Below are 11,831 nucleotides of genomic sequence, written 5' to 3'. Positions count from 1 at the left end.
TGAGGGGGGAATCATATGTTTACACTACTTGAAAAGGAATATTTACTTAAGCTGCTTAAGCGTAAAAAACGCTGGGGCTGGCTTAGGAATGAAAAAGCGGATCAGATGGACGCCATTCTAATTGAAAAGCTAGAACAAATGATTCGCAATGAACGCATTAATCATAAGCATTTATAGCGTTACGATGGACTTCTGGAGGATCTATGAACGGTAAAACACATTTGACCATTGGCGCTGTTATTGGAGGAATCTACGGCTTGGTACACGCACCAGCTGGGGAGCTCGACACGATCTTATTTTTTGCTGGTATCGGCGGCTTCTCGGGACTCGCGGCTGATCTAGACGGGCCTAGTGTACTTACGCGCAAGCTTACGAAAGTAAGTCGAATTCTTCATACAAGTCTCATTGTTGTCGGTTTATCCTCGCTTTTGTTGCTAGGCTGGCTAACCTATACCCAAGCATCATTTCGTCCAGATTGGCTGCTTGCAGCCTTTGCAGCATCGATCGTCGCTACCCTTCTTGGCTTGCTTGTTTCACGAGGCTTCTGGAGAAATGCATTAGTTAGCCTCGTTGGAATAATGCTTGCAGTGTACGGCTTCGATCAAGGCTGGTATTGGTTAATAGGCCTAGGCGCATTTGTCATCATCGCTCCGTGGCTAAGCCATAGAGGGCTGACACATACGATCTGGATCGTCCCCATATGGGGCTGGATTGGCTTCGGACTAGAGCAGCAGCTAGGCATTGATGGAATAGGCATTGCTTCGATGCTTACGTATCTGTCACATATCGTAGCGGATATGTTTACACCTGCAGGTGTGAAGGTGCTCTACCCCATCACAAAAAAGAAATTTAAGCTTAAGCTGTAATAGAAAAGGCGTTCTGTCCTCCTACTGATATGCTCCCATCATAGTAGACAGTAGAAAAAACAAAAACTTCTACTGCTACAATGATGGGAGTTTTTCTAATGTCTAAAAGAAGTCTAACCTCTTTGGAAACGAAATTGTATGTCGTACAGCTATGTTTAGAACACAAATCCAATCCAACCTATGAAGCGAAACAGCTAGGCGTTAGTCCACTCACTGTTCGTGATTGGATAAGAAAATATATGGCGGATGGTTTTAATGGATTAAAGGAATCGAATACATGGAAAACGTACTCGAAGGAATTAAAGCTAACTGCTATTAAAGATGTATTGTCTGGTCATTATTCCGTAGCAGCTGCAATAAAAAAACACAATATTTCAAGTAGAAGTGTCCTGCAGAAATGGATTTCCAAGTATACTGGTGAGATAGAATTGAAACCTACTCGTAAAGGAAGAGGGCTATCTCCTATGAATAAAGGACGTAAAACAACGTTTGAAGAACGCATTGAAATTGCACAATATACCATCGCTAATAACATGGATTATCAGAAAGCGATCGTAAAGTACGGCGTCTCTTATCAGCAAGTCTATGCATGGGTTCGTAAATATCAAGCAGGCAACGAGGATGCTCTCAAGGACAACCGTGGTCGTAAAAAGCCTGTAGACGAGCTAGATGAGCATGAACGTCTTAAGCTACGGATCAAGGAACTAGAAGCTCGAAACGAATACCTAGAGATGGAGAATGCCTTCGCAAAAAAGTTGGAAGAGATCAAGCGACGAAATACACGCTAACCCTTGTTCGACACGTAAACTTGTATCAAGCGATTCAAGAATTGAACAAAGAAAAAGGGTACGCCATTACAAAGTTATGTGCACTAGCGGGGGTAGCTCGATCTGCCTATTATAAGTGGCTAAACTGGACGCCATCTGCCAGGGAAATGGAAGTCCGTTTGTTAGCCAAAGAAGTAAAGCTTCGTTATGACAAGCGAAAAGGAATACTCGGTTACCGTCAAATACGTACTCAGCTCAACCGAAAACTCAAAAAGAAGTATAACAAGAAGCGATATTACCGAATCATGCGGGCCCTTGGACTCAAAGCGGTCATTCGTAGGAAACGGCCAAGCTACGTGAAAACTCCTGAGATCCATATTGTTGAAAATGTAATGAATCGTAGCTTTGATGCCCATTCTCCTAATTCAAAGTGGTGTACAGATGTGACAGAACTGAAGTATGGAAATGGTTGCAAAGCCTATCTAAGCGCGATTATTGATGTGTACGATAACTCCATTGTTTCATGGGTATTAGGTCGTTCCAACAACAATAAGCTCGTAATGGATACGCTGAAGAAGGCTTACGAGAAAAATCCTGGTGTAATCCCGCTCATCCAAAGCGACAGAGGCTTCCAGTACACGTCCCATGAGTATAACCGACTCCATGTGAAATACGGATTTAGGAAAAGCATGTCTCGCGTGAGTCGATGCCTGGACAACCAGCCGATTGAGCGTTTTTGGGGGACGTACAAGTCAGAGAGCTATTATCTTACAAAGTATGACACTTATGAAAATGTCCTCAAGGATGTTAGTGAATATATCCTCTATTATAACAACTATCGCTATACAGAGCGTCTAGGCGGTTTGTCACCAAATGAATACCGGCAAGCTGCATAATAAAGAGACCCCAGCTCCATTCAAATGAGCTGAGGTCTCCAAGCAAATTATTTTTGTTATTTACACTGTCCACTTGACAGGGTGCACTTCATACTGGAGAACAGAACGCCTTTTTCGTATTTACGTATAGTCTATATGACTGTAACGCATCTATTAGATTGCTAATGCTTCCTTTATTACATTGCACTCAATGTATCAGTTAGCACTGGAACGATTTGAGATTTACGAGATACGACGCCTTTTAATAGCGCTGTGTTGTTATCAAGCTTCACGTTATAAGCTTTTTCAACAGCTCCAGCTTTGCTGCCTAGAGCAAGCGCGATAGAGTCGTTGTTCAAGATATCAGTCGTAACTAACACGAACAGGTCAAGGCCTTTCGCTTCAATAATGCCGTTAAGAGCTGCTTCAAGCTCACCTTGGCGAGACAATACATCGTTCGTATCCACTGCATTCACTTGTGCGATTTCTACTTTATAGTTGCCCATAGAAAACTCTTTGGAATCTAGTGAAATAAGCTGCTCAATCGTTTTGTCGCTTAGATCTGCGCCTGCTTTTAGCATGTCAAGTCCATACACCTGTGCATCTACACCCGCGATTTCAGCAAGCTCTTTCGCTGCAGCAATATCTTGCTCTGTGCATGTTGGTGATTTGAATAGTAAGGAGTCAGAGATGATTGCTGACAGCATAAGTCCCGCTGCTTGCTTCGTAATCTCAACACCATTTTCCTTATAAAGCTTTTTCAGAATTGTAGCTGTGCAGCCAACAGGCTCAGCACGGAAATATAGAGGTGCGCTTGTCTCAAAATTCGCAATACGGTGGTGATCGATTACTTCAACAACGCGTACTTGATCGATATCATCAGCGCTTTGCTGGCGCTCATTATGGTCTACTAGAATCACTTCACTCGCTTCATTCGCTACAGTAGTAACAAGACGAGGAGCCTCTGCACCAAAATAGTCCAGTGCGAATTTTGTTTCGCCATTCACTTCGCCTAAGCGAACCGCTTCTACATCTGCGCCTAGCTTCGTTTTTAGATCAGCATACACTAATGCTGATGTAATCGTATCCGTGTCTGGATTTTTGTGTCCAAAGATCAACGTTTTTGCCATGTTTGATAACTCCTTATACCATTAGATAGATTTCTACTTGTTATTATACTCGGTTCAACCTACAATTCCCAGTCCTATGAACACTTCTCATACATTATAGCTTTACTGAATTAGCATTATAATAGAAAATGGCCGACACACCCGTCGCGTCGCGGTGTATCGGCCTCATTTTTCTATTTTTTACTGTTATAGAATTCCTCGATCGCAGCTGCAATCGCATCTTTATCTCCGGCAATGCGCGTTTGACGCTGTTCTTTGTCAAACAGCACTTTAATTTGCTCTGGATATTGCTGGTCGATACCACAACGCTCAATCGCTTCATTGAACTTTGCTGGATGAGCCGTAGCAAGTGATACAGTAATCTCTCCTGGAGCTGTACATTGCTTCGCAGCAGCAACGCCACATGCACTATGCGGATCAAGTAAGTAATCTACATCTGTTTTAACGCTTGAGATAGTAGCTAGGCATTCCGCACCTAATACACCATGTGCGCTAAACTCCTCTTGAACCTTCTCTAGCGCTTCACCTGTGATCGAGATTTCGCCCTCAACCTTGAATTGCTCCATGACCTTCGTAATCAGCTCTGCATCCTCACCTAGCACATAATACAAGTAACGCTCAAAGTTGCTTGCCACTTGAATGTCCATCGATGGGGAATAGGTCATGCGGAAATCACCTGGCATATAGACGCCTTCTTTAATAAAGCGCTCAAGTATATTATTTTCGTTCGTAGCTAGAATTAGCTTGTTAACAGGAAGGCCCATACGCTTAGCCATATAGCCAGCAAAGATATCGCCAAAGTTTCCTGTTGGCACGCTGAAGTTTACTTTATCCACTCCGATATTGGCAGCGACTTTGAAGTAAGCATAGAAGTAGTACACAATTTGCGCAAGAATCCGAACAAAGTTGATCGAGTTAATTGCCGCTAGATCGTTAGCTGACTTAAACTCTAGATCAGCAAACAGCTCTTTAATGATGCGCTGGCAATCATCGAAGTTTCCATCGACAGAAAGATTCAGTACATTATCATCCTGAACCGTAGTCATTTGCAGCTCTTGCACCTTACTAACTTTGCCATGTGGATGGAGGATGCAAATATTGATGCCTTCCTTACCGCGAACACCTTCAATCGCTGATGCACCAGTATCCCCAGACGTCGCACCTAAAATATTGATGCGTACACCTTTTTTCTTCGCAACATAGGAATAGAACTGACCCATAAACTGCAGCGCAACATCCTTAAAGGCGAACGTAGGCCCATGGAATAGCTCTAGCAGATACAACTCGTCAGAGAGCTTCGTAACAGGTGTCACCTCAGGATGACGGAAGCTGCTATAGCTTGCTGTAACAAGCTCCTTAAGATCGTCCTTAGGGATTTCATCGTTTGTAAAATATGAGAAAATTTCAAGCACGAGATCAGTATAGCTTAGCTTGCTCCATGATTTTAATGTCTCAGTTGAAATTACCGGAATTTCCTTAGGGATTAGTAAACCACCGTCGTTAGCTAGACCCATCATAAATGCATCGATAAAGCCGATACTACCGACCTTGCCTCTTGTACTAATGTACTCCATTATTTTTCCTCCTGCTTCTACTGCACTTTCGTACACGTATATTATTAGCATTTTACCATCGTTTACTTGAAAAATGAATGTTGAATTGCAATATTCCTAAACAAGCCAGTTATACGATAGATTAGGGTGCATTAACATATATATCTACAATAAAGGATAATGACATATGAATGCAATTAACCGCCTGTTTTTTCTTTATGATTTCATTTTCTAACCTGCAAGCTTGAAAACACAACTTGTCACAATCTAGTTTTAATTATAACAAATATTAGTGATCTTGCATTGCATCTTATATTATTTGGTACATTAGATATTGTAAAGGACGAAAGACAAAAGCTGCATTGCCACGGTTTTACTTATACCGTAGATAATGCAGCTTTTGTAAGCAGCTTATCACTCTATTACTAAAACAGCTCTAGCTGCTCTAGCTTATCTGGCATTGCCTCAATTGGATGCCTTCCATCCAGCGTTTGCTGTCCAAGCATGACCATCAGCTGCTTTGCATTTTTAGCAGCATGTCCACCAGAATTATTGTTAAACACGATGTAGATCTCTTCGCTTTCCGACTGGAGCTTACTAAGCAGTGGAAGCCATTCCTTAAGCTCCTGTTCACTATAATTGTATAAATATCGAACCTCGCGCCAATTCTCGTGGCCAGTATCATTCCAGCCCTCTTCATTGCGTCCATGGAATCTGACCATCGTCAGCTTAGGGTGCGTTGCTTCAGCAACAGTAGGGATGCTTCCTTCTCCTGCTTGTGGTTCATCACACACACTGTGCATCCAGCCCTCATCGCGCATAAACTGCAGTGTTTTTTCACGCATCTCTTCCGTCCACCAGCTCTGATGACGGAATTCCAGTGCACACGGAATATCACCCATTCGCTGCTTCGTTGCTCGCAGCACCATAACATGCTTCGTCATGCAATCAAACCAAGGTGGATATTGAAACAATACAGTAGCGAGTCGATCCTGCTCGATAAGCGGCCGCAGCATAGCAAGAAATGCCTCGTACATTTCCTCACGTTTATTGCCTATGCCTAGGCTGCCTCGCTGATGACCAGTCATGCCTTGATAGGCTTTAACTATAAATTTAAATTCAGGCGGCGTGTCAGCTATCCATTTTTCCATACGCTCCGGTGATTGAATCGCATAAAACGTACTGTCAATCTCAACCATATGAAAATGCTTGCTGTAGTGTGCAAGTCGATCACTGCTTTTCAATCCTGTAGGATAGATCGCATCATGATCTCCCCATCCGCCAAGACCAATAGCAATACTCATCATGCATCCCTCACTTTAAGACTCAATTCGCACAATCGTACGAAAGGCGGCTGCTTGTCCACAGTATTGCCCTTGCTCATCGAGCACATTCCATACTGTAGCTGCCTTAATGTAAAACCTGCGCCCTGTAGCGGAGATACGAATACCTGTGTAATTGTCAACATAGCCGTTACTGGTCACGTTGCGAAAAAACTCAGCTCGCTGCTCACGCTCCATCGGCTCTGCTGTCAGTCTGGATGGAGTCTTTGTAAATTGCTCCTTGCTCATTTCCCATAGAGACAGAGCTTTGGCATTACCGTAATTCAAGATCGGATCAGGCTCTGTGCCATGAGATAGTATGACAACTGCCGACTCCTCTAGCTGCTCTAATAGCGGAAGCTTGGAATCAATAGGAATCAGCTCTTTCCCCGTCCAATGCTTGTAGCTATTAAGCAGCCTTCTCGCATGAGTCTCGTTCATGCCGCCTCCTCCTTGTTATTCATTTACATTTACTTTAACAAGTACGGAGCTACTTTACAATTGCAAACAACTCAACACTAAGCAGACATTTTTTTCGTTTCACTAACAGCTTCCTTCTTGCTTGATAAAAACCAACCGCATACAGCAATACCAATCAATACGATGTAGAACGTAAGCTTCCAGCCTGTTGATTCAGCAAAATCATGCGAGATTACTCCAAGTGCCTCATGACTTAATGTATGAACTGCAAGCTTCACTCCTACCCATCCAACAATCATAAAGGCCGCAATTTCTAGTCCTGGACGGCTCTCCAGCAGCTTAACGAACATATTTGCTGCAAACCGCATAATAACAACCCCGATTAATCCTCCAATGAATATGACGATAAAATGTCCGCCATCCATTCCGCCAATAGCCGGTAGATTCGTTTTGGGCAGCGATACCGCTAAAGCAATTGCGGCTAGGATAGAATCTATCGCAAAAGCAATATCAGCTAGCTCGACCTTCAATACGGTCATCCAGAAGCCGCTGCCTTTCTTTTCCTTCTTCGACGTCTCATCCTGCTTGCTATGGAACCACAGCTTTCTGACGATATGATTTATAGCGATAAACAGCAGGTAAAGGGCGCCAATCGCTTGCACTTGCCATATGTTGACAAGAAAAGAAATGGCGAACAACGAAGCAAATCTAAACACCAATGCACCGAATAACCCGTAGAATAATGCCTTTTTACGCTCTGCTTCCGGTAGATGCTTTACCATAATGGCTAGCACTAGGGCATTGTCTGCTGCAAGCAAGCCTTCTAAAGCGACAAGAATGAGCAGCACTGAACCAAATTCAAAAAACATTGACCAATCCATGAAGATCCTCCTTTTTATGTACATCCTCTTTACTACGTCCAATCGAGTAGGAGGGGGCGGCTAGCCCCCGTCCTCTCACACCACCGTGCATACCGTTCGGTACACGGCGGTTCATGTCATATTCCGCAAGTGATTATATCTGTCCGTTAAACTTCTCAGTCCAAGAGATGACCAATATTGGTTGTCTAGTGACCGATGAAGAATCGGGCTACATGCAATTCTCCAGTATTTCTTCCTCGAATTTCCCCATTCGTGTGCCTTTTGTTTCGAAACGCCTAACGACAGCAGTTTTCTGACCTTTGTCTTCGGCTGCTTCCATTCTTTCCATATACACATTCGAAGCCTTCTTCTTATCCATTCGTCCAACCCTTGGAACACACTTTTCGTATCGGCTAATGCATAATAACCGCACCAACCTGTAAGATATTGATTGAGTTCCTTTATTCGTAGTTCGATCGGGATCGGCTCACTCCGAGAGGTGATCGCTTTAATCTTTGCTTTCACTCGATCTAGTGATGGCTTTGCGATCTTTATTCGCGGATTTTTCTTCTCCCAGCTGAACGTGAACCCTAGAAACTTGCGCTTCCATGGACGGGCAACCGCACTTTTCTCTCGGTTAACCTTCAATTTCAGTTTTCCTTCGATGAATGCAGTAATGGAGCTCATCACTCGTTGTCCTGCCTTCCACGTTTTCACGTAGATGTTGCAGTCGTCGGCATATCTCACGAAACGGAGGTTCCTCTTTTCCAGTTCCTTATCCAGCTCGTCTAGGACGATATTCGATAATAACGGACTAAGTGGACCTCCTTGCGGGGCTCCTTCCGTTGTCGATTGAACGAGACCACCTTCCATTACTCCCGCTTGCAGATAGCCGCGAATAAGTTTCAGCACCATTTTGTCTGTCACTCGTTCCGCCAGCTTTGCCATTAAGCGGTCGTGGTGGATTCGGTCGAAGAATTTCTCCATGTCAATGTCTACCACAATGCGGTATCCCTCTTCCATGTAGCTTCGTGCTTTCCTTACCGCATCATGCCCTCGCCGTTGTGGGCGAAATCCATAACTTTGCTCGGAAAACGTTGGGTCAAATACAGGCGTTAATACTTGGATGATTGCTTGCTGAATGAGGCGATCTGTCACCGTAGGTATGCCTAAGAGCCGAGTTCCACCGTTCGGTTTCGGGATTTCGACCCGACGGACTGGGCTCGGTTCATACGCTCCTTTCTTTATGCTTTCGCGAATGGTTTGCCAATGTTGTACGAGGTGTCTGCGTAAATCTTTTACCGACATGCCATCTACGCCGTGGCTTCCTTTATTCGCTTCGACCCTCGCTAGCGCCGATAGCATGTTTTCTCGTGACAGTACTTCTTCGATCATCCTTAGATACAACTCCCTTGCGTGAATGATTCTTTCTCTTTGTGCCGCTGATGAGCTCTGCCCTTCCGAGTACCCTCGCGTATTCACCGCTACTTTCCTCAGATAAGTCCTTTCGGATTGTCTGCTTTCATCGCCCATCCTCGAACGCCAAGATTCTTCATTCCTATTCCATGTTCGGTCCTTCCGCTAGCTGTTGCAACAGCCTGCGTACTATGACCTCTGCTGACTTCTGTACGTTCAGCTCGCCCTCGTGGGCAAGGTTACGAAGTTCACTTCGCATTCCGCACAGATCTCCCCAGGTAAGAACGCTATCTTCCTCTCCATCTATCTGCTTCATTTACTCTCGTACGCCTTCGGCAGTATGGACTTCAGTTTGTGCGGCAACTTCATCCAACGTACGCTAGCCTTGTATGAAGTTCGTGTCCCTCAGACCGGAGATTTGCCGCTGGCTTCCTTCAGATTCCATCTCGCGATGGACACCCTTGCCTTAAGCTATGGCTACTACTGCCTTCACCATTCGGGACTTGAACCCTAGAGATAGCGCCCATGCTGGGCACACCACAAAAAAGACCTTTACCTATAACTAAATAGGCAAAGGTCTTGCTAACAACGATTGTATCGCTGCCAATAAAGCCGGAGCTTTCACTCGTAATGACGACTTTATTGCTAGAGCTACTCCCCTTTGGAGGTATTTTCATATAAACGTTTTGCTTTGTGACTATCTATACGCATTCGCCTAACAATGGTTTCATTTTCTCAAAAAAAAGTTTATGCTTAATTTTATGAAGGAGAGATTCAATTATGAGTAAAAATATATCTAGCATAGATGAACTGAACGAACAGCAGCTGCTATCCATTGCAGAGATGGAGGTTGGTAAAGCAGCCATATTATTTACAACACCCTTATGCGGAACGTGCAAGGTCGCTTCAACAATGCTTGAGATTGTTGCCGAAACAGGTGTTCCTTACCGTCTATATCGTGCAAACATTAACTTCACACCGCACTTTCGTCAGCTTTGGCAAATTAAAAGCATACCCGCTCTTGCCATTATTGAACACGGACAGCTTGTTGACGTGGTATATGCACTCCACTCTGTTTCTGCAATCTACGAGAAGCTTACATGAGCAATAAAAAAAGGGAGCGTGAAGAAGTCATTAATGAACTTCAATCGCTCCCTTGACAATTACTAAGCTATAATACCGACAGCTTAGACGCAGTTGCATTCTTTCATAAGCCTACTCACTCAAACATCGCTTCAGCAAATGAGCTTCGTCTTATAGTCTTTCAACGGTATAGCCACGCTCTTCTAGCATTTTAATAATGCTATCCTCACCTGCAAAGTGCAGCGCTCCTGCAATGACGAAGTATGTGTTATAGCTGCCTTCATTCAAATATTGCTCGATTTTATCTGTCATACCAACATTACGTATTGTAAGCAAGCCATCGTAGTATTCAAGATTGGAGGACTTCATCTCGTTAGCAATTTCATCCAACGCTTCTAAGTTACCGTCAGCCCAAATCTCAAGCAGATAGTCTGTGCTCGTTGCTGGCAATTCCATGCCACTACTTAAATACTCATAATATGTTACTGTCTCTTGCAATAGCTGCTCCTGCAGCTCTGAAGAGAAGCCAGAAAGCATATTATATTGAAGCATAAACGATTCTAGCTCGCCAGTTGGCAGCTCATCCTCGTCAGCTAGCAATAGGAAATGTAGATCAACGCCAAGTCCAGCACTAGCTTCACTTGCATCTGCTAAAGATGCAAACAGCATATTGACAAACCAAACCTGATACGTCTCGAACTCTTTCAAATCTTCGCCTTCCATACCAATCTCTTTAGCAATAGAAATAACAGAGTTATAGAGCTCCGGAGTCAGGTGATCCTTCAGCGTTGTGCCATCCTGATAATATAGTAGTTTTTCAATTTCAACCATCTCATCTTCGGATGGTTCACGTGAGATGTCCACCTCGGTTACAACGATATCTGATTCATCGTATGCCTCATAGATAGCATCACGCAGCGGATACATGGATCCATCGCCTACATGAATAGAACCAAGCATATAAGCCGTTTTGTCGCCCTTTGCTACTTTCCATAGAAAGCCCTCAGGTGCAATATGGTCTTCCTCAACAACTGAAGTATAGTCATCAATAATATATACGGTTCTCGCTGCTGAATCCCATTTCGTCGTTGTAATCGTTACAGGCTCCAGCTCACGAATAGGCGCGTAATATGTATGATTGCGATATACAAGATCAAGGTTCTCAATGATAACCTCATCATATTCAGTAACCTGCATGGTATCTAAATGAATAATAGATTCATAGTTAGCCCAATCAAGAATAATTTCCTTTTGAGCGCCCTTATAGCTAACCTCATATTCTAATCCTTCAAAAAAGCTTCTAATCGGTACATACGTTTTACCTTTTTCAACAAATGCAGGCTCAGAAAATGCCAGCTTTTCACCGTTGTAAACAACGGAAACACCGCTTGATTGCGCTTGTGTTGGTAGAGCGAATGCAAATACGAGTAAAAGCGCCATAAAGCTAGTTAACCACTTCTTCAAGTCTTTCATCCTCCTAAAAAGTCATAGTTAAACTAGTATAGCACTTTCACCTAAATGTTACCAATAGTATTTAAC

The 11,831-nt window shown here is 43.6% G+C and carries 13 protein-coding genes; 5 read left to right on the top strand and 8 right to left on the bottom strand.

All coding sequences use genetic code 11. The annotated features are described in order from the left end of the window. The first annotated feature begins 15 nt into the window (after window positions 1-15). The 4 genes from NSQ99_RS21720 (at window position 16) to NSQ99_RS21705 (ending at window position 2,529) form a co-directional block, all read left to right on the top strand. On the top strand, window positions 16-177 hold the full coding sequence (locus tag NSQ99_RS21720; RefSeq protein ID WP_340839072.1) for a hypothetical protein: 162 nt from the start codon (window positions 16-18) through the stop codon (window positions 175-177). A gap of 26 nt (window positions 178-203) precedes the next feature. Beyond that, window positions 204-866 (top strand): metal-dependent hydrolase, encoded by a 663-nt coding sequence (locus tag NSQ99_RS21715; RefSeq protein ID WP_251671509.1) that lies wholly within the window; start codon window positions 204-206, stop codon window positions 864-866. A gap of 98 nt (window positions 867-964) precedes the next feature. Beyond that, entirely contained in the window at window positions 965-1,654 is a 690-nt protein-coding gene (locus NSQ99_RS21710; RefSeq protein ID WP_340834466.1) for a helix-turn-helix domain-containing protein, read from the top strand. Between the two features lie 20 nt (window positions 1,655-1,674). Continuing rightward, window positions 1,675-2,529 carry an IS3 family transposase gene (locus NSQ99_RS21705; protein WP_340834468.1) on the top strand — a complete coding sequence of 285 codons (855 nt, stop codon included), beginning with the start codon at window positions 1,675-1,677 and terminating at the stop codon, window positions 2,527-2,529. A 176-nt stretch (window positions 2,530-2,705) separates the two neighbouring features. Here the strand turns inward: NSQ99_RS21705 and NSQ99_RS21700 are convergent, their stop codons facing one another. The 7 genes from NSQ99_RS21700 to NSQ99_RS21670 form a co-directional block, all read right to left on the bottom strand. Next, the gene (locus NSQ99_RS21700) at window positions 2,706-3,638 is read right to left on the bottom strand and encodes a manganese-dependent inorganic pyrophosphatase (protein WP_251671507.1); all 933 of its coding nucleotides are present in this window, start codon (window positions 3,636-3,638) and stop codon (window positions 2,706-2,708) included. A 173-nt stretch (window positions 3,639-3,811) separates the two neighbouring features. After that, window positions 3,812-5,212, bottom strand: a complete 1,401-nt coding sequence (gene thrC / locus NSQ99_RS21695) for a threonine synthase (RefSeq protein WP_340839071.1) — start codon at window positions 5,210-5,212, stop codon at window positions 3,812-3,814. A gap of 404 nt (window positions 5,213-5,616) precedes the next feature. Next, window positions 5,617-6,495, bottom strand: a complete 879-nt coding sequence (locus tag NSQ99_RS21690; RefSeq protein ID WP_340839229.1) for a DUF72 domain-containing protein — start codon at window positions 6,493-6,495, stop codon at window positions 5,617-5,619. Between the two features lie 15 nt (window positions 6,496-6,510). Then, entirely contained in the window at window positions 6,511-6,954 is a 444-nt protein-coding gene (locus tag NSQ99_RS21685) for an MEKHLA domain-containing protein (RefSeq protein WP_340839070.1), read from the bottom strand. A 77-nt stretch (window positions 6,955-7,031) separates the two neighbouring features. Beyond that, on the bottom strand, window positions 7,032-7,814 hold the full coding sequence (locus NSQ99_RS21680) for a TerC family protein (protein WP_251671493.1): 783 nt from the start codon (window positions 7,812-7,814) through the stop codon (window positions 7,032-7,034). A 111-nt stretch (window positions 7,815-7,925) separates the two neighbouring features. Then, the gene (gene ltrA, locus NSQ99_RS21675; RefSeq protein ID WP_340834732.1) at window positions 7,926-9,188 is read right to left on the bottom strand and encodes a group II intron reverse transcriptase/maturase; all 1,263 of its coding nucleotides are present in this window, start codon (window positions 9,186-9,188) and stop codon (window positions 7,926-7,928) included. A 163-nt stretch (window positions 9,189-9,351) separates the two neighbouring features. Next, window positions 9,352-9,525 (bottom strand): hypothetical protein, encoded by a 174-nt coding sequence (locus NSQ99_RS21670; RefSeq protein WP_251671621.1) that lies wholly within the window; start codon window positions 9,523-9,525, stop codon window positions 9,352-9,354. Window positions 9,526-9,989: 464 nt separating this feature from the next. On the opposite strand from NSQ99_RS21670, the gene NSQ99_RS21665 reads away from it, so the two are divergent. Continuing rightward, complete coding sequence (locus tag NSQ99_RS21665) at window positions 9,990-10,313, top strand: thioredoxin family protein (RefSeq protein ID WP_340839069.1); 324 nt, start codon at window positions 9,990-9,992, stop codon at window positions 10,311-10,313. Window positions 10,314-10,463: 150 nt separating this feature from the next. Here NSQ99_RS21665 and NSQ99_RS21660 read toward each other — a convergent pair whose 3' ends face one another. Then, complete coding sequence (locus NSQ99_RS21660; protein WP_340839068.1) at window positions 10,464-11,756, bottom strand: TraB/GumN family protein; 1,293 nt, start codon at window positions 11,754-11,756, stop codon at window positions 10,464-10,466. Between the last annotated feature and the right edge of the window lie 75 nt (window positions 11,757-11,831).

Origin of the sequence: Paenibacillus sp. FSL W7-1287 (assembly GCF_038004245.1) — a bacterium.
GTDB lineage: Bacteria > Bacillota > Bacilli > Paenibacillales > Paenibacillaceae > Pristimantibacillus > Pristimantibacillus camelliae.
Note: the sequence above shows the minus strand (reverse complement) of the source record. Positions and strands in the feature narration are given on the sequence as shown.